We start from the raw sequence: 17,916 nt of genomic DNA on the forward strand, positions 1-17,916 counted from the left end.
CTGCCATGGGGGATGTCTTGGGGGATCCGGACCACCGGCGGAAGACCGATGGCCAGCGCGAGTCCGACGACGCCGCGATGCCCTTCCCCGCCCAGCTGAGACGTCTGCGGCTGCAACGCGGTCTGTCCCTCGCGGACCTCGCCCGGCAGACCCATTACAGCAAGGGCTATCTGAGCAAGATCGAGACCGGCTCGAAGCGCGTCACCGTCGACGTCGCGCGGCGCTGCGACGACGTACTGCGGGCCGGGGGTGAACTGGTGCGGATGGTCGGGGAAACGGGGCCGCGCGGAGCCGACGGCAACGCCGGCACGGGCGACACCGGTGCGCAGGCCGGTGCGCGGGCCGACGGCGAATGTCCCTACCGGGGCCTGCCGGCCTTCACCGCGCAGGAGGCCCGCTGGTTCTTCGGACGGGACCGCGCGACGGCCGAGCTGATCGAGCGGGTCTTCGAACGGATCGGCGACGGACCGCTGATGCTGCTCGCCCCGTCGGGCGCGGGCAAGTCCTCCCTGCTGAACGCCGGTTTCGTGCCGGCACTGCGCGGGGGCGGCTTCCCGATGCCGGGCTCGGACACCTGGCCGGTGCTGCGGTTCACGCCCACCGCGCACCCGCTGGACGAACTGCTGGACTGCGCCGCGAGAGCCCTCGACGGCGATCCCGGCGTCACCGTGGGCGAGCTCCGGGACCGGCCGCACGCGCTGCTCGAAGCCGTCCGGCGGCACGCGGGCGGTGACCGGGTGGACGGCCCGGGCCGAACGCCGCCGCCCCCGCGTCCGGTGCTGCTCGTCGACCAGTTCGAGGAGCTGTTCACGCTGTGTTCCGACGAGGACGAGCGGCGCGCGTTCGTCCGGGTGCTGAGCGCGCTGGCGACCGCGCGCCCCGTGCCGGACGGCCGCGTGCCGGACGGCCCGGGCGCCGCCGTCGTGGTGCTCGGCGTACGGGCCGACTTCTCCGGGAACTGCCTGGACCTGCCGGAACTGGCCCCGGTCTTCACGCGGGGGCTGTTCGCCCTGCCCCCGATGTCCCTGGCGGAGCTGCGGGAATCGATCACCCGCCCGGCGGAGCTCGCCGGACTCGCCCTCGAACCGGGCCTGTTCCCGCTGCTGATGCGCGATGTCGGACTGCGCGACGACCAGCCCGACCGGACCCCCTCCGGGGTGCTCCCCCTGGTCTCGCACGCCCTGCTGGCCACCTGGCGCCAGCGCGAGGGCGCCACCTTGACCGTCGACGGGTACGAACGCACCGGCGGCATCCAGGGGGCGATCGCCCGCACCGCCGAGGAGGTGTTCACCCGCCTGTACCCGGCCGAGCAGAACACGCTCCGCCGGGTCCTGGTGCGACTGGTGCACGTCGCCGACGGTACGGGCGCCACGCGCCGCCGGATGAGCCGGACCGCCCTGATGGAACAGCTGGCCGACGCGGGTCCCGCCGCGGCCGCGCTCGACGCCTTCGTCCGGGCCCGCCTGATCACCATGGACCGCGACACCGTCGAGATCACCCACGAGGCCCTGCTGCACGCCTGGCCGCGGCTGCGCGGCTGGATCCGCGCCGACCGGGCCGGGCTCCTGGTCCACCAGCAACTGGCCCACGCCGCCGCCGAATGGGAGCGCGAGGGCCGCGATCCGTCGGCGCTGCACCGCGGGACCCGCCTGGAGACCGCCCGGGCCTGGGCCGACGAGCACGACGGCAGGAGCCGGCTCGGTCCGCTGGAGGCCGCCTTCCTGCGGGCGAGCCAGGACGCCGAGGACGGCCGTGAGCGGCAGGCCGGGCGGCAGGTGCGGTTGCGGCAGTGGACGCTGGTCACGCTGGTGGTCCTGCTGGTCCTCGCCGTGGGCGCGGGCGGGCTCGCGTACCAGCAGCGCGCGGGCGCGCTCGACCAGGAGCGCGTCGCCCGTTCGCGGGCGCTCGCCCTGCAGTCCGCGGCGCTGGCCGCGGGCCGGCCCGAGGCCTCGATGCTGCTCGCCGGTCAGGCGTACCGGACCGCGGCGACGAGCGAGGCCCGCGGGGCGCTCCTGAGCACCCAGTCCCAGCCGTTCACCGCCCGTCTGGGCGGGCACGGCGGGCCGGTCAACGCGGTGGCCTTCGGTCCGGGCAACGGCCTGCTGGCGACGGCCGGTTCCGACGGGACGGTGCTGCTGCGGCGGGTGGCCGACCGCCGGACGATCGCGACCTTCACCCTGCCCGGGCGGGTGCGTGCGGTGGCCTTCAGCCCTGACGGCAAGATGCTCGCGGCCACGTCGACGGACGGGCCGGCGCGGCTCTGGGACACGGCTGGCCGCGGCGCGGGAGCGCAGCTCCCGGGGAGTACGACGGGCGCCCGGGCCGTGGCCTTCGCACCCGACGGGCGGAGCCTGGCCGTCGGCGGCGCCGACGGGACGATTGGGCTGTGGGACGCGGCCGGTGACCACCGCGCCCTCGCGTCCCTCACGGGCCACACCGGGCGGGTGAACTCCCTGGCGTACGCCGCCGACGGCCGGACGCTGGTGTCGGCCGGCGCCGATCGGACCGTACGGCTGTGGGATCCGGTGGAGGCGGGTCCGCAGGCCGTCCTCACCGGGCACACCGACGAGGTGCTCGGCGTGGCCTTCGCCCCGGACGGCCGTACGGTCGCGACGGGGGGCGTCGACCGCACGGTACGGCTGTGGGACGTGGCCGGGCGCCGGGCGACCGCCACGCTGACCGGGCACAGCGACGACGTCAACGGCGTCGTCTACACCCCGGACGGGACGACGGTCGTCAGCGCGGGCGGCGACGGTACGACCCGGCTGTGGGACGTGGCTGGGGGGCGGGCCACGGCCACGCTCGCCGGCCACACCGACTACGTCCTCGGGGTGGCCGTGGACCGGGACGGTGCGGTGCTGGCCACCGCCGGGTTCGACCAGTCGGTGGTGCTCTGGGACCTGCGGGGCGCGGTCCTGACCTCGCGGCCGTTCACGGAGATCTGGCACGCCGCGTACAGCCCGGACGGGAAGCGGTTGGTCACTGCGGAGGCCGATCACGCGGTGCGGCTGTGGGACGTCGCGGGGCGCCGGGTCCTGGCCACGTTCGCAGGGCACGGCGAGACGGTGTTCTCGGTGGCGTTCGCGCCCGACGGGCGGACCCTGGCCTCGGCCGGCTCGGACGGCACGATCCGGCTCTGGGACACCGTGGCCCGGGGCCGGTCCGCCGTGCTGGACGGCCGGGGCGGGACGGTGTTCGCGGTGGCCTTCTCTCCGGACGGGCGGACCCTGGCCTCGGCCTGTTCCGACGGCTCCGTGCGGCTGTGGGACGTGGCGGGGCGCCGCCCGCTCGCCGTCCTCACCGGTCACACGGACTTCGCCAACGACGTGGCGTTCAGCCCCGACGGACGCACCCTGGCGAGTGCCGGGGACGATCTGACGGTCCGTCTGTGGGACGTGGCGGAGCGCCGCCCGCTCGGCGTCCTCACCGGTCACCGGGGCGCGGTGCGCGGGGTGGCCTTCAGCCCGGACGGGCGGACGCTGGCGAGCAGCGGCAACGACGGGACCGTACGGCTGTGGGACGCTCGGCGCCACCGCTTCCGCGCGGCGCTGGTCGGACACACCGGTTCCGCGCGGGGGCTCGCCTTCTCCCCCGACGGCCGCACGCTCGCGAGCAGCGGCAACGACCGCACGGTGCGGCTGTGGGACGTGGCCGGGCGCCGGACGGTGGCCGCGCTGTCCGGCCACGCGAACGCGGTGTGGGGCGTCGTGTTCGCTCCCGACGGGCGGACGGTGGCCAGCAGCAGTACGGACGGCACCGTGCGGCTGTGGGACCTGGACGTCGGGACGCGGCTGGCGGCGGTCGACGGGCTGCGGACGTCCGGGCCCGAGGGGCGGGACGGGGGTCCGGCCCTCGGGCTCAGGCGTTCGCGATGACGAGCAGGGTGCGTGCCGCTGCCGGGCCCGACAGGCGGCAGCGGTGCGGGACTTCGCCCCGGTGGTGGGCGCTCTGGCCCGCGCGCAGGGTCAGCGGGTCCTCGCCCTCGACCTCGAGGACGATCTCGCCCTCCAGGACGTAGAGGAAGTCCTCGCCGGGGTGTTCGAACCAGCCGCGCTCGCCCCGGCCGGGCTCGAAGTGGTGCTCGTAGGCCTCCATCAGGGTGCTGCGCCCGCCGGGGATGAGGACCTGGGCGATCTGTCCTGCGGCCTCGCTCACGCGAATCACCTGGGGGTCGCTCTCGTGGCTGACGGCGCCGGGCCGATCGGGCGGCCGTAGGAAGGTGCCCGGGGTGACGTCCAGGGCCTCGGCGATCCGGTAGATCGAGCTGAGGCTGGGCGTGGCGAGTCCGCGTTCCAGCTGGCTGAGGAAGGGCTGGGAGAGGCCCGATCGGGTGGCGAGTACGGCCATGGAGACGCCGCGCTGCTTGCGGCAGCCGCGGATCACCCGTCCGACCTCGATCGCTTCGGGCGTGGGTTCTGGGCGAGACACGCAGGTGAACGTACCTCATCGGGTCTGGCGTGCCGGAGGGCCGCGGGAGGTTTCGCACGGCCGCAACACTCCCGTCATAAGCGTGGTCAATTATTGACCTCACTTATCAACGCGTTGAAACAGGCGCCTCGCAACGAATGCGCCGGAACGAACGCGTGGCAACGAACGCGTCGCAACGAACGAGGAGCCGCCCCGTGCACGCCACCCCCTCACCCCCCGGCCGGGGCCTCTCCGGGCTCGGCCCGGCCCTGGGCGCGGCCGGTGTCGTCCTCGCCCTGTGGTACCTCCTCGCCCGCTCCGGCGGGGTCGCCCCGGGACTGCTGCCCACGCCCGGCGAGACCGCGACCGCCCTGGCGGACATGGCCCGCAGCGGCACCCTGGCCGCCGACCTCGGCGCCAGCCTGGCCCGGGCCGCACAGGGCTTCGCGCTGGGTGCCGTCGGCGGCAGCGCGCTCGGCTTCACCACCGGCTACCTGCCGAAGGTGTCCGCCGCCGTCACCCCGGTGATCTCCTTCCTGCGGCCGATCCCGGCCATCGCGCTGGTACCGCTCGCGACCGCCTGGTTCGGCATCGGCGAGAGCGCCAAGCACCTTCTCATCGCGTACGCCGTCCTGCTCGCCGTCTGGCTGTACGTCCACGACGGGGTGTCCCGGGTACCGGTCTCCCACCTGCGGGCGGCCCGGTCGCTGGGGGCCCCGCTGCACCGGCGGTTCACCGAGGTGCTGCTGCCCGCCGCCGCTCCCGTGCTGCTCGCGGCGCTGCGCTACGGGGCTTCAGTGGCCCTGCTCGCCCTCGTCGCGGCCGAACTGGGCGGCGCGGACAGCGAACTGGCGTACCGGCTCCAGGTGGACGGCCAGTTCCTGCGGGTGGACCGGATGTTCGCGGGGCTGCTCGTACTCGGGCTGCTGGGGGTGGCCGTCGACCTCGTACTGGCCGCCGTGGGCCGCCGGTTCGTGCACTGGAGCGCGTCATGAGCCTCGAGGTACGCCTGAAGGGGCTCTCGGTGGGCTACGCGGCCGGCGCGCCGGTGCTGGAGCACACCGACCTGGAGTTCGCGGCGGGCTCGTTCACGGCGCTGCTCGGGCCCAGCGGATGCGGCAAGTCTACGGTCCTCAACACGGTGGCCGGCTTCGTACGGCCCACGGCCGGGCGGGTCACCGCGGGCGCGGAGCCGGTGCGCGGGCCCGGCCCGGAGCGGGGCGTGGTGTTCCAGCACTACGCGCTGTTCCCGTGGCGCACGGCCCGCGGCAACGTCGAGTTCGCCCTGGGGCGCCTCGGGCTGCCCCGTGCGGAGCGCCGCCGGCGCGCCCTCGCGGCGCTGGCCGAGGTGGGGCTCGCGGACGGCGCGGAGAAGTACCCGGCCCAGCTGTCGGGCGGGATGCAGCAGCGGGTGGCGCTGGCCCGGGCGCTGGCCGCCGAGCCCGAAGTGCTTTTGATGGACGAGCCGTTCGGTGCGCTGGATGCGCTGACCCGGACCCGGATGCAGACCCTGCTGCGGGAGCTGTGGCAGCGCCGCGGCACCACCGTCCTGTTCGTCACGCACGACATCGACGAGGCGCTGGCGCTCGCCGGGCGCGTGATCGTCCTCGGCGGGAGTCCCGGGCGGGTGCTCGCCGACCACGCCGTGCCCGCCGGGCCGCCCGATCCCGACCTGCGCTCCCTGATCACCCGTCACCTCGGCTCCGAATGATCCCGTTCACGTCCCCGGAAGGACCGCTCACCATGCTCGGACCCCGCGCGGTGGCCGCCGTACTGCTGGCCGCCCTGCTCTCCCCGTTCGCCACGGCCTGCGCCGGATCCCCCTCGGACCCGGCGGACGACCGTCCGGCCGTCGCCCTCGCCGCGAGCGACCATCTCGGCGGCGCCCCCGTGTACGTGGCCGAAGAGGGCGACCTGTGGTCGGCCGAGGGCATCGAGGCCACCGTCACCACCCAGCCCACCGGCCGGGACGCGTTGAACGCCGTGCTCGGCGGCCAGGCCCAGCTCGGCGTCGTCGGCGATCTGCCCGCCGTGACGGCCGCGCTGGGCGGGCGGGAGCTGCGGGTCGTCGCCGACCTGTCCCGCTTCTCCGACTGGCGCCTGCTCACCAGGACCGACCGGCAGATCACCGCCTTCGCCGCGCTGAAGGGCCGCAAAGTCGGAGTCCCCCAGGGCACGAACGTCGAGTACGCGCTGTCGCGGATGCTCGCCTCGGCACAACTGACCGCGGCGGACGTCACCGTGGTGAACCTCGCCCCGAACCAGGTCACTTCGGCCCTGGCCCGCGGCGACATCGACGCCGGCGTCACCTTCCCCAGCTTCTACGACGCCGCGCGCACCGCCCTGGGCGGCGCCTACGCCGAGCTCCCCTTCACCGGGTACACGGCCAGGACCCTCCTCGTCGCCGGACCCTCGGCGAGCGAGCAGAGCACCACCGCGGTCCTGCGCACGCTGCTGCGCGCCCAGCGGGAACTCGGCGCCAACCCGGCCGAGGCCCGCAAGGCCGTGCTCGCCCAGTCCAAGGGCGTCCTCCAGGCCGCCTACGTCGACGCCTTCCAGCCGCGCTACACGTACGGCGCCACCCTCTCCCCCGAGCTGTTGGCGCAGCTGGAAGAGGAGGCCGCCTGGGCCAAGGCCGCCCAGAACCTGCCCGGCGCCGCCGACCGCGCCGCACTGCTGACGTACCTGAACACCGGCCCGCTGGCGGCCGTCGACCCGGCCGCCGTCACCGTCCGCTGAACCAGGCACCCGCACCCGCACCCGCACCCGCACCCGCACCCGCACCCGCACCCGCACCCGCACCCGCACCCGCACCCAGGAGAATCCCATGACCGTCGACCAGAACACCCTGCGCCGCCGCGGCGTCGGCCTGATCGCCCACGACCCCGAGCGCAGCTACGGCGGCCTCACCCTCTACACGCCGATCACCAGCGCCGGCGAGATCCACCTCGTCGACATCGAGGGCCGGCCGGTCCACACCTGGAACTCCCCGCACCCGCCCGGCCGTCAGGCGCAGATCCTGCCGAACGGAAACCTCTTCTACGCGGCCAAGGACACGAGCGGCCCGACCCTCTTCCCCATCTGGGACGTCTACCACGGCGGCATCTTCCAGGAGCTGGCCCCCGACTCGACGGTGGTCCGCGAGGTCCGGCACCCCTTCCACCACCACGACGCCTCGCTGCTGCGCAACGGCAACCTGATCATCGGGGCCGTCGAGCCGCTGGACCCGGCCGACGCGGCCCGGATCCGGGGCGGCGTCCCCGGGTCGGAGGCGCCCGGCGGGGTGATCTACGGGGACGTGGTGTACGAACTGACCTGGGACGGGGAGATCGTGTGGCGCTGGGCCGCCATCGAGCACCTGGACCCGCAGGAGGTACCGCTGAACCCGCACTTCGCGCGCAACCACTGGCCGATGGCCAACACCGTCAACGAGAGCGCGGACGGCTCGATCGTGGTGGGCTTCCGCAGTGCGTCCACCACCGTGTCGGTGGACCGCGCCGACGGGTCCGTGCGCTGGCGCATCGGCCCGGACGTGCTGGCCCAGCAGCACCATCCGCACGAACTGCCGGGCGGCACCCTCCTGGTCTTCGACAACGGCACCTACCGCGACACCACTTCGGTGCCGTACTCGCGGGTGCTGGAGCTCGACCCGACCACCGGCAAGGAGGTGTGGGCGTACGAGGACAACCCGTCGCAGAACTTCTTCAGCCCGTACATGTCCAGCGCCCAACGCCTCCCGAACGGCAACACCTTCATCGCCGAAGGCTCCTTCGGACGGCTCTTCGAGGTGACCCCGGGCGGGGAGGTCGTGTGGGAGTTCGTGGTCCCGCAGTTCCGGTCGTTCGGGGAGGGCGTGGGCCTGGAGTCCTCGGCCGGCGCCCAGAACTCGGTCTTCCGCGCCCACCGGTACGCCGCGGAGCAGATCCCGTGGCTGTGAGGCACACCCGCACACCCCGAATTGTTGCGCCGGAAGGCGTTTCATTCGAACAGCAGACTCGGGCAACACCGGTGCCAAGTTCTCTTAATACTGCGGTCATTGTATGGCACCACTATCGGGCGTAGCGTTTTCGAAGGGAATTGATGACGGGCCGAATTACGTGATCTCGCATCGGCTTCCCCATTTTCGTACGCCGAGCAGGAAGGCGCAATCCTCCGTGTCCGTTTCCTCATCGTCCCCGGAGCCCCTGCACCTCGCCGTCGCCCTCGACGGCGCGGGCCGGCACCCGGCCGCCTGGCGCGAGCCGGGTGCCCGGCCCGCCGAGCTCCTCACCGCCCGCTACTGGGCCGGTCTCGCCGCCGAGGCCGAGACCGGGCTGCTCGACTTCATCGCCTTCGAGGACGGCCTCGCCCTCCAGTCCTCCTCACCCGCCGGACCCGACGGGCGCACGGACCGGGTCCGCGGGCGGCTGGACGCGGTGCTCACCGCCGCCCGGATCGCACCCCTGACCCGGCACGTCGGGCTGGTCCCGGCCGTGACGGCGACCCACACCGAGCCCTTCCACGTCTCCAAGGCGATCGCCACGCTCGACCACGTGAGCCGGGGACGGGCCGGCCTGCGGATCCAGGTGTCCGGGCTCGCCCACGAGGCACGGCACTTCGGGCGGCGGACCGCTCCGTTCGCGGACGGGGAGCTGTACGCGGAGGCCGCCGACCACGTCGAGGTGATCCGGCGGCTGTGGGACAGCTGGGAGGACGGCGCGGAGATCCGGGACGTGGCCACGGGCCGGTTCGTCGACCGCGGGAAGCTGCACCACATCGACTTCGAGGGCCGTCACTTCAACGTCAGGGGCCCCTCGATCACCCCGCGCCCGCCGCAGGGTCAACCCGTCGTCAGCGCGTCCGGGGACGGCGAGGCCTCGTACGCGCTCATCGCCCGGTCAGCGGAGGTCGGGTACGTGGCCGCGCACGACGGCGACGGTACGCGGGCGGCCGTGGCGGCGATCCGGCGGGCCCGGGAGACGACCGGGCTCGCGGCGGACCCGCTGCACCTCTTCGGGGAGCTCACGGTGTTCCTCGACGCGGACGCTCCGGCGGCCGCCGCCCGCCTGGAGCGCCTCGACGCTCTCGCGGGTGTCGCGTACGCCGGTGACGGCACGGTCTTCACCGGGAGCCCCGGGCAGTTGGCGGACCTGCTCCTGGAGCGGCGTTCGGCGGGCCTGTCGGGCTTCCTGCTGCGGCCGGGCGCGATCGCCCACGACCTGCCCGCCATCACCCGGGGGCTGGTGCCGGAACTGCAGCGGCGCGGAGCCTTCCGCCAGGGGTACGGGGCGGACACCGCGGACACCCTGCGCGGTCTGCTCGGGCTGGACCGCCCGGCCAACCGCTACGCGCGGCCCGCGGCCTGATCGCGGCCTGATCGCGGCCCGATCCGTCGCCCGACCCGGACCTCCGGAAGGACCCACCATGAGCAGCAAGCCGCTCAAGCAGATCCACCTCGCGGCCCACTTCCCGGGCGTCAACAACACCACGGTGTGGAGCGACCCGGCCGCCGGCAGCCACATCGACTTCGACTCGTTCATCCACTTCGCGCAGACGGCCGAGCGCGCCAAGTTCGACTTCCTCTTCCTCGCGGAGGGGCTACGACTGCGTGAACAGGGCGGTGAGATATACGACTTGGACGTGGTGGGCCGGCCCGACACCTTCACGGTGCTCGCCGCGCTGGCCGCGGTGACCGATCGCCTGGGCCTGACCGGCACCATCAACTCCACCTTCAACGAGCCCTACGAGGTGGCCCGCCAGTTCGCCACGCTCGACCACCTCTCCGAGGGCCGGGCCGCCTGGAACGTGGTCACCTCCTGGGACGCCTTCACCGGCGAGAACTTCCGGCGCGGCGGGTTCCTGCCGCGCGAGGACCGCTACTCCCGCGCCCAGGAGTTCCTGGCCACCGCCAACGAGCTGTTCGACTCCTGGAACGGCTCCGAGATCGCCGCCGACGCGGGGTCCGGCGCCTTCCTGCGCGACGCGCGGGCGGGGGCCTTCGCCCACCGGGGCCGGCACTTCGACATCGAGGGCCACTTCAACGTGCCGCGCAGCCCGCAGGGCCGGCCGGTGATCTTCCAGGCGGGCGACTCCGAGGAGGGCCGGGAGTTCGCCGCCGCCGGTGCCGACGCGATCTTCGGACGGTACGGAACCCTCGACGCGGGGCGGGAGTTCTACGCGGACGTCAAGGGCCGGCTCGCGGGGCACGGCCGGACGCACGACCAGTTGAAGATCCTGCCCGCGGCCACCTTCGTCCTCGGGGACACGGACGCGCAGGCTCGGGAGCTCGCGCACGAGGTGCGCCGCCTCCAGGTCAGCGGGCAGACCGCGATCAAGTTCCTGGAGCACGTCTGGAACCGGGACCTGTCCGCCTACGATCCGGACGGTCCGCTGCCCGAGGTCGACCCCCTGGCCGGGGAGAACACCATCGCCCTCGGGCGGGCGAGCGTACGGCAGTTCCGCGATCCGCTCGCCACCGCCCGGCAGTGGCGCGAGCTGGCCCGGGCCAAGAACCTGTCGATCCGCGAGCTGGTCATCGGGGCCACCGCCGACCAGACCTTCGTCGGGTCGGCCGCCACGATCGCCGAATCGATCAACACGCTGGTACAGGCGGACGCCGCCGACGGTTTCATCCTGGTCCCCCACATCACCCCGGGCGGTCTGGACGGATTCGCGGACTCGGTCGTACCGCTGCTCCAGGAGCGGGGTGTCTTCCGCACCGACTACGAGGGCACCACCCTGCGCGACCACCTCGGCCTCGCGGTTCCGACCCCGTCCTCCCGACCCTGAAGCGCTTCGTCGAGCGGAGCTCGGCGCTGATCGGCAGCCCCTTCCCTCCCCGACTCTCAAGGAGTCCGGCCATGCCCGGCATCCCCCTCGGGGTCCTCGACCTCGTCCCCGTCTCGTCCGGTTCCACCGCCGCCGAGGCCCTGCACCGCAGCATCGATCTCGCCCGGCGGGCCGAGGAGTTCGGCTACGCCCGCTACTGGTTCGCCGAGCACCACCTCAATCCCGGGGTCGCCGGGACCTCGCCGGCGGTCGTACTCGCGCTGACCGCCTCCGCGACCTCCACCATCCGGCTCGGCTCCGGCGCGGTGCAGCTCGGGCACCGCACCGCGCTGTCGACCGTCGAGGAGTTCGGCCTGATCGACGCGCTGCATCCCGGGCGCATCGACCTGGGGCTGGGCCGCTCGGCGGGCCGGCCCCGCCCGCCGTCCGCCGGTCTTGGCAGACAGCCGCCGGTCACCCCGGTCGTGGACGGGTACGCCCCGAACGGCCTGCGGATCCCCGACCCGTTCTCCTTCGCCCCCCTGCTGGGCCATCCGCGGGTGGCCCTCCAGCAGAAGCTGCTGAACCTGCCGGGGGCCGAGCCCCAGGAGTACGGCGAGCAGGTCGACGACGTGCTCGCGCTGCTGCGGGGCGAGTACCGCTCGCCGGAGGGGGTGGAGGCGCACGCCGTCCCCGGCGAGGGGGCCGACGTGGAGGTGTGGATCCTGGGCAGCAGCGGCGGGGCGAGTGCGCAGACGGCGGGTCGCAACGGGCTGCGGTTCGCGGCCAACTACCACGTCAGTCCGGCGGCGGTGCTGGACGCGGCCGCGGGGTACCGGGCGGCCTTCAAGCCGTCGGCCGAACTGGACCGGCCGTATCTGACGGTGTCCGCCGACGTGGTGGTCGGCGAGGACGGGGAGACAGCGCGCGAACTGGCCACCGGGTACGCGGCCTGGGTGCGCAGCATCCGGACGGCCGAGGGTGCCATCCCCTATCCCACCCCGGCCGAGGCACGGGCCCTGCCGTGGACCGAGGCGGACCGGCAGTTGGTGGCCGACCGCGTGGAGACCCGGTTCGTCGGCTCCGCGCGGACCGTCGCCGATCACCTGGAGCGGCTCCAGGTGGCGACCGGCGCGGACGAACTGCTGATCACCACGATCACGCACGGGCACGCGGACCGCGTGAACTCCTACCGGCTGCTCGCCGAGGAATGGCACCGCCGGTCAGCGCACTGACGAGGCCGCCGCCAACAGCGCCGGTCGCTGATCGACCTCCCGCTCGTCTCCAGCGCCGTCGTTCCCGCCGGCACCGTGGCGTGCTGGTTCCGGCCGATCGTCCGAAGCGGGCGCCGTGCGCGGTGAGCCGCCCGCCGCCGGGGGTACCCGGCGGCGGGCGGTCCGTCCGTCCGTCAGGTGTCGCGGACCGCGACGATGCCGTTGAAGACGCCGACGTACGCGGTGCCGTCGGGGCCGAGGGTGATCGGGGCCCAGTTGTTGTCGTAGAGCGGACCGGTGCCGGTCAGCTGTCGCCAGCGGCGTTCGCCCGTGCGGAAGTCCACCGCCGTGAGGTACCAAGCGTCGATGCCCCAGGCGTTCGGCTCCTTCTCGTAGAAGTAGAGCAGCCCGTTCGCGGTGGAGAGCTTCGGGACCACGGAGGGAGCGCGGATCGCGCTCGCCCAGACCGTGTCGCAGCCGCTGCCGTCGGCGCGGACGTCGATGCGGGCCGCTCCGCCCACGACGGACTTGCCCAGCAGCAGGGTGGTCGGGTTCTCGTAGCCGTAGTTGTTCTCGACGACGATGCTGTTGCCCCAGGTGATGAGGGAGTTGTCGGTGGTCGAGGCGCCGGATCCGAACACCGGCACCTTGCAGACCAGCCGCCGGTCGGCGGGTACGTCCGCCCCGCGCTTGTAGACCAGTACGTTCATCCGGTCGTCGGCGTTGTCGGTGATGGCGACGTAGCCCTGGCCGAAGAGGTCCGGGGTGGTGCCCGACCCCTGGTTGACCGAACCGGGCTTGGACGCCGTGCCCCGGTCGTACGTCTGGCGCCACTGGATCTCGGGAGTGCCGTCGGCAGTGGCACGGAAGCTGTAGAGCGCGTGGTCGGAGACGATGGAGACGCCGTCTTCGGCGACCGAGAAGGAGTTCTGGATCTCCTCGCCCGGCAGCTGGACCGAACGGATCTGCGAGGTCACCGGATCCACCGTGCCGACCCGGCCCTGGCGGGTGACCCACCAGATGCGGCCGTTCCAGTCGGGCATCACCGAGGTGACGGGGTCACAGGTACCGCTGGGCCACAGGTTGGTCCAGGTCACGCAGTCGTGCGGAACCTGCCCGGTGAGGTCCCAGTCGTCGTCGACCGTGAACTTCCAACTCCCGTCCGGGTTCTGGGAGTGGGCCAGGCGCAGGATGTGCTGGCGGGAGTCGGCCAGCACGGCGCGGTCCTGGTCGTCCAGGTAGAAGTAGGCGCCGCCCGAGGTGTCCTTGAAGATCTTCGCGAAGTCGAGCGAGGTGATCGCCTCGACCGTCGAAGAGCGCTGCGGGAGCTGGTGTTCCGCGAGCGTGGCGAGCGTACGGGGCTCCAGGAGCTTGACCTTGAAGCCGGAGAAGGTGCCGCACACCGTGACGAGCCGGCCGGCCGAGTCGAAGGTCGCGGTCGCGCACTCGCCGCCGAGTGCGGCGATCTTCTCGCTGGTCACCTTCGGGTTCTTGCCGAGCGGTCCCGACCAGGGGGAGGTGGCGCTGCCCGCCGCGTCGGAGTGCATGCCGCTGCGGCCGTTGGGTGCCAGGAAGGGGTGCTGCGGCGGCGCCCCGCCGGGCAGGGGGGCGGCGGCCGCGGGCGCGCCGTCGTAGTGGGTGACGAGGCGGTGGCCGGGGGCCTTGGGTATCTCTTCGGCCTGGGCCGGCGAGCCGCCGTACATCACCGTGAGGGCGGCGACGACGGGCAGCACGGCGCAGTTCAGCGATCTTCGGAACATCCGGACTTCCTCCGTTTCTCTCAGCGTTGTTGACGTTGCGTCTGATGTCGCGCCGCCGCCAGACGCTAGGTCCCTCCCCTCGAGGAGTCCATGGACGGGCCGGATGATTCACGAAGGCGCAACAGTCGATCAAGGATTGAGACTGGACACGACGTGCGCGGTGGCCGTCAGGCCGTCGTGGATGGTCGCGGCCATGCTGCTGCTCGCGAGGTGGAAACCGAGCAGCGCGCAGACGACGGCGTGCGAGAACTTGAGACCGCCGCTGCGCAGGAAGATCCAGGCCAGGATGAGGAGCAGGACGACCGCCGAGAGGGAAATCACCATCGAAACCTCCTTACTCGCCGCCATGGTGACGCAGGAAGGAGTGCCTTCGGGCGAAGGACGTGCCCGCCATACGGGTGTTGACCGTCCGTGACGGCCGGTCGGTCCTTGACGATCCCGTCCGAGTCGGTCGTACGGTCGCACCGGCCGCCGGCCGCCGGCCGCCGGGGTGAGGCGGGCGGGCCCTGCGGGAACAGAAGGGCACGAACCCGGGCACACCGCGAGCCGCCGGGCGCAGGGGGCTTGTCGGGGTCCCGCCCGCCGTGCCATATATGTCTAGACCATTAAGGAAGCCGAGGAAGGCACTCCTGTGCGACGCAGCGCCCCCACGCTCGCCCTCCGCCTGGCCGTCGCAGGCATCACCGGCCTCACTGCCGTCACCGGCCTCACCGCCTGCGCCGCGCCCGATACCGAACCCCCGCCCGCCCCTGCCGGACTGACCGCCCAGGCCGGCAGCGCCACCAGCGTGCACGTCATGTGGAACGCGGCGGCCGACCGGGACGGGGTGACCGGCTACCAGGTCTTCCAAGCCGACCGCATGGTCCGCGAGCTCCCCGCAGAAAAGACCATGGTGGACATCACCGGCCTCGCCCCGCAGACCGGTTACGCCTTCACGGTGCGGGCCGAGGACGCCGCCGGCAACCTTTCCGAACCCGGCCCGGTCGCCCGGGTGACCACCCCCGCCGCCAAAGCCGAGGACCGTACGGCACCCACTTCCCCCGCCACCACCACCGCCCGGGCGACCGGACCCCGGTCGGCCCGGGTGTCCTGGACGGCGGCGACCGACGACACCGGCGTCACGGCCTACGACGTCTACCAGGGCGGGGTCCGCATCCACACGGCCGGCCCCGGCGAGAGCGCCACGGCCCTGGACAACCTCCGGCCGGACACCGTCTACACCTTCACCGTCCGGGCCCGCGACGGGGCGGACAACTCCTCCCCCGACGGTCCGGCGGTGGACGTGACGACCCCGCCGGCCTCCGGTGACGGCCCCGGCACGGCACCCGCCGACTTCGCTGCGACCGCCGCCCCGGGCGCCGTCACCCTGACGTGGACCGCCCCGGACACCGGCGACCCGGCCACCGAGTACGAGCTGTACGTCAACGGAGTGCCCACGACCGTCATCCAGTTCGGAGCGGGTGCGGTACCCACCGGCCGCGCGGAGCACCGGCTCACGGTGGCCGAGCCGACCGGCACGCCCTGGGCCGTGAAACTGCGGGCCAGGCTCCCGGACGGCAACTGGGGATCCTTCTCAGCGGAGCGGCGGATCACACTCGTCGCATGAAAGTGGACACCGATCCGGCTTGAACGGCACGGCCGCACGGGAAGATCGCGCACAATACATCCGTGTTCGGTGAGTACTCGTTCAATGACAGTCAGGCAGGATCCGCGGACGGCGATCCCGGACCGGACCCCTGCCCGGTGCCCGGCAACCTGCCCCCGGAACCTGCGAGCTTCGTCGGTCGGGAGCGCGAACTCCAGCTGCTCGACGACCTGTTGCACGAGCGAAGACTGATCACCCTCACGGGGGTGGGCGGCGTCGGCAAGTCACGGCTGGCCCTGCGGGCGGTCGCCACCGTCCGCCAGGTGCGCCCCGACGGGGTCTGGTGGGCGGAACTGTCACCCCTGCGCGATCCGAGCCTGCTCACCGCCACCGTCGCCCACACCGTGGGCCTCGCCGACCACTCCCCACGCCCCCTCGACGAGGAACTGTGCGCGTGGATGGCCGACAAGGAGCTGCTCCTGGTCCTGGACACCTGCGAGCACCTGGTGGCCGACTGCCGCCATCTCGTCGGCGAACTCCTGCAGTCTGCGCCCGGGTTGACGATCCTGGTCACCTCCCGCGAGCCGCTCGACATGCCGACCGAGGAGGTCGTGGAGGTCCGACCGCTGCCCTGCGAGGGGCCCGACAGCGATGCCCTCACGCTCTTCCGGGCCCGCGCGCTGGCCGCGACCCCGCGGGCAGCGGCCGTCTTCGCCGACCCCGCGCGCGCCGCCCTGGCCGCCGAGGTGTGCCGGCGCCTGGACGGCATCCCGCTCGCGCTGGAACTCGCGGGCGCCCGGATGCGGTTGTGGACGCTGGAGCACATGGCCGAGCGGATCGGCGAACGCTTGGAGGTGCTGTCCGACGCCCGGGCCGCGCTGCCGCGCCGGCACCAGACGATGCGGACCACGATCGGCTGGAGCCACGAACTGTGCGAGCCGCTGGAACGGCTGCTGTGGGCCCGGCTCTCGGTCTTCACCGGTGACTTCGACATCGCCGCGGCGCGCGCCGTCTGCTCGGGCGGACCGCTGCCCGCCGCCCGGGTGGAGCGCGTACTGGCGGGCCTCGCCGCCAAGTCCGTGGTCCTGCGCATCGAGGAACGCGGGACCGGGACCCGCTACCGGATGCTGGACACGATCCGCGAGTACGGACAGGACTGGCTGGGCGAGCTGGGCGAGGTGGAGATCGTCACCGACCGACACGCCCACTGGTACGCGGCGCTCTCCCAGGCTGCCGAGCGGGGGTGGATGGGCCCGGGGCAGGTGGACTGGTACCGGAGGATCACCGCCGAGCACGCGCAGCTGCGCACCGCCCTGGAGCACCTGATCGCCGCCGACCCGACGGCGGCGCTGGAGATGGCCGGGGCCCTGTGGTTCTACTGGTTCGCGTGCGGGCACGTGCACGAGGGACGCGGCTTCCTGGAACGGGCCCTGCGGTCCGGTCCGCGCACGGGGGCCGCGTACAACCAGGCCGTGTGGGCCCTCGGACTCACCATGCTGCTCCAGGGCGACATGGACGCGGCGCGGCGACTCGGCGACGAGTGCACGCGCGACGCGGCGCGACTCGCGGACCCCGAGCGGGAGCTGCGCGCGGCCTACCTTGCGGCGGCGTCCGTCCTCATGCCCGGTGACCCGGTACGGGCCCTGAGCCTGGCCGGCCCCCGGGCCCGGGCGGGACACGGCGGGCGGACCAGCGGCACGGGCTGGCTGCTGTGCAAGCTGGCCACCAGCTACTCCCTGTGCGACTTGCGGCGCTTCGACGAGGCGACCGAGGAGGCACAGGCCCTGCGGGAGGCCTGCGCGGAGCTGGGCGAGCGCTGGCTGCGGGCGTACGCGGACTACATCCTGGCGGTGGCGGCGCTGGGCCTGGGCGACCACGGGGAGGCCGCCCGGCACGTACGGGCCATGCTCTCCGGAAAACGGCTGCTCGGCGACCGCTTCGGCATCGCGCTCGGCCTGGACCTGCTGGCCGCTGCGGTGGCCGGGCTGGGCGACGGTGAACTCGCGGCTCGACTGCTCGGCACCGCGCACGCCTGGTGGCGCACGGTGGGCCGCCCGCAGATGGGCTCACCTTCACTGAGGGCCCTGCGGGACCAGGGCGAGCAGCAGGCCCGCGCGGCGATCGGGGACGCCGCCTACGAGACGGCGTTCCTGGGCGGCGCGGCTGCGCCCACCGGCTGAGTCTCGGCCGGTGGGCCTGGAAT

General features: G+C 73.5%; 13 protein-coding genes. 10 read left to right on the forward strand and 3 right to left on the reverse strand.

Translation table 11 applies throughout. The features are described from left to right. The first annotated feature begins 5 nt into the window (after window positions 1-5). Entirely contained in the window at window positions 6-3,875 is a 3,870-nt protein-coding gene (locus tag ACIQK6_RS28875) for a helix-turn-helix domain-containing protein (protein WP_402695712.1), read from the forward strand. Here ACIQK6_RS28875 and ACIQK6_RS28880 read toward each other — a convergent pair. Beyond that, entirely contained in the window at window positions 3,859-4,428 is a 570-nt protein-coding gene (locus tag ACIQK6_RS28880; RefSeq protein WP_329104652.1) for an XRE family transcriptional regulator, read from the reverse strand. The two genes, ACIQK6_RS28875 and ACIQK6_RS28880, sit on opposite strands and share 17 nt — an antisense overlap. A 194-nt stretch (window positions 4,429-4,622) precedes the next feature. Here ACIQK6_RS28880 and ACIQK6_RS28885 point away from each other — a divergent pair, with 194 nt between their 5' ends. From ACIQK6_RS28885 to ACIQK6_RS28915, 7 genes are all read left to right on the forward strand, one after another. After that, entirely contained in the window at window positions 4,623-5,402 is a 780-nt protein-coding gene (locus tag ACIQK6_RS28885) for an ABC transporter permease (RefSeq protein WP_402695713.1), read from the forward strand. Then, window positions 5,399-6,118: an ABC transporter ATP-binding protein gene (locus ACIQK6_RS28890; RefSeq protein ID WP_329104648.1), complete on the forward strand. Its 720-nt coding sequence runs from the start codon at window positions 5,399-5,401 to the stop codon at window positions 6,116-6,118. Before ACIQK6_RS28885 ends, ACIQK6_RS28890 begins: the two co-directional genes overlap by 4 nt. A gap of 32 nt (window positions 6,119-6,150) precedes the next feature. After that, the gene (locus tag ACIQK6_RS28895; protein WP_329104646.1) at window positions 6,151-7,146 is read left to right on the forward strand and encodes an NrtA/SsuA/CpmA family ABC transporter substrate-binding protein; all 996 of its coding nucleotides are present in this window, start codon (window positions 6,151-6,153) and stop codon (window positions 7,144-7,146) included. A gap of 88 nt (window positions 7,147-7,234) precedes the next feature. Beyond that, on the forward strand, window positions 7,235-8,344 hold the full coding sequence (locus ACIQK6_RS28900; protein ID WP_402695714.1) for an aryl-sulfate sulfotransferase: 1,110 nt from the start codon (window positions 7,235-7,237) through the stop codon (window positions 8,342-8,344). A gap of 217 nt (window positions 8,345-8,561) precedes the next feature. Then, entirely contained in the window at window positions 8,562-9,752 is a 1,191-nt protein-coding gene (locus ACIQK6_RS28905; protein ID WP_402695715.1) for an LLM class flavin-dependent oxidoreductase, read from the forward strand. Window positions 9,753-9,810: 58 nt separating this feature from the next. Continuing rightward, window positions 9,811-11,175 (forward strand): NtaA/DmoA family FMN-dependent monooxygenase, encoded by a 1,365-nt coding sequence (locus tag ACIQK6_RS28910; protein ID WP_402695716.1) that lies wholly within the window; start codon window positions 9,811-9,813, stop codon window positions 11,173-11,175. A 71-nt stretch (window positions 11,176-11,246) separates the two neighbouring features. Continuing rightward, window positions 11,247-12,389, forward strand: a complete 1,143-nt coding sequence (locus tag ACIQK6_RS28915; protein WP_402695717.1) for an LLM class flavin-dependent oxidoreductase — start codon at window positions 11,247-11,249, stop codon at window positions 12,387-12,389. Window positions 12,390-12,562: 173 nt separating this feature from the next. On the opposite strand, the gene ACIQK6_RS28920 is transcribed toward ACIQK6_RS28915, so the two are convergent. Next, window positions 12,563-14,128 (reverse strand): hypothetical protein, encoded by a 1,566-nt coding sequence (locus tag ACIQK6_RS28920; protein WP_402695718.1) that lies wholly within the window; start codon window positions 14,126-14,128, stop codon window positions 12,563-12,565. Window positions 14,129-14,257: 129 nt separating this feature from the next. After that, window positions 14,258-14,452, reverse strand: a complete 195-nt coding sequence (locus tag ACIQK6_RS28925) for a hypothetical protein (protein ID WP_402695719.1) — start codon at window positions 14,450-14,452, stop codon at window positions 14,258-14,260. A gap of 307 nt (window positions 14,453-14,759) precedes the next feature. Here ACIQK6_RS28925 and ACIQK6_RS28930 point away from each other — a divergent pair, with 307 nt between their 5' ends. After that, window positions 14,760-15,734 (forward strand): fibronectin type III domain-containing protein, encoded by a 975-nt coding sequence (locus ACIQK6_RS28930; RefSeq protein ID WP_402695720.1) that lies wholly within the window; start codon window positions 14,760-14,762, stop codon window positions 15,732-15,734. A gap of 62 nt (window positions 15,735-15,796) precedes the next feature. Beyond that, complete coding sequence (locus ACIQK6_RS28935; protein ID WP_329104632.1) at window positions 15,797-17,893, forward strand: NB-ARC domain-containing protein; 2,097 nt, start codon at window positions 15,797-15,799, stop codon at window positions 17,891-17,893. The last annotated feature ends 23 nt before the right edge of the window (window positions 17,894-17,916 follow it).

This window comes from Streptomyces sp. NPDC091682, from assembly GCF_044756625.1.
Taxonomy (GTDB): domain Bacteria; phylum Actinomycetota; class Actinomycetes; order Streptomycetales; family Streptomycetaceae; genus Streptomyces.

Excerpts from the sequence above, each read along its gene's own strand:
- ACIQK6_RS28875 (WP_402695712.1), top strand. The coding sequence starts at position 6 with ATGGGGGATGTCTTGGGGGATCCGGACCACCGGCGGAAGACCGATGGC.
- ACIQK6_RS28890 (WP_329104648.1), top strand. The coding sequence starts at position 5,399 with ATGAGCCTCGAGGTACGCCTGAAGGGGCTCTCGGTGGGCTACGCGGCC.
- ACIQK6_RS28895 (WP_329104646.1), top strand. The coding sequence starts at position 6,151 with ATGCTCGGACCCCGCGCGGTGGCCGCCGTACTGCTGGCCGCCCTGCTC.
- ACIQK6_RS28900 (WP_402695714.1), top strand. The coding sequence starts at position 7,235 with ATGACCGTCGACCAGAACACCCTGCGCCGCCGCGGCGTCGGCCTGATC.
- ACIQK6_RS28910 (WP_402695716.1), top strand. The coding sequence starts at position 9,811 with ATGAGCAGCAAGCCGCTCAAGCAGATCCACCTCGCGGCCCACTTCCCG.
- ACIQK6_RS28915 (WP_402695717.1), top strand. The coding sequence starts at position 11,247 with ATGCCCGGCATCCCCCTCGGGGTCCTCGACCTCGTCCCCGTCTCGTCC.
- ACIQK6_RS28920 (WP_402695718.1), bottom strand. The coding sequence starts at position 14,128 with ATGTTCCGAAGATCGCTGAACTGCGCCGTGCTGCCCGTCGTCGCCGCC.
- ACIQK6_RS28925 (WP_402695719.1), bottom strand. The coding sequence starts at position 14,452 with ATGGTGATTTCCCTCTCGGCGGTCGTCCTGCTCCTCATCCTGGCCTGG.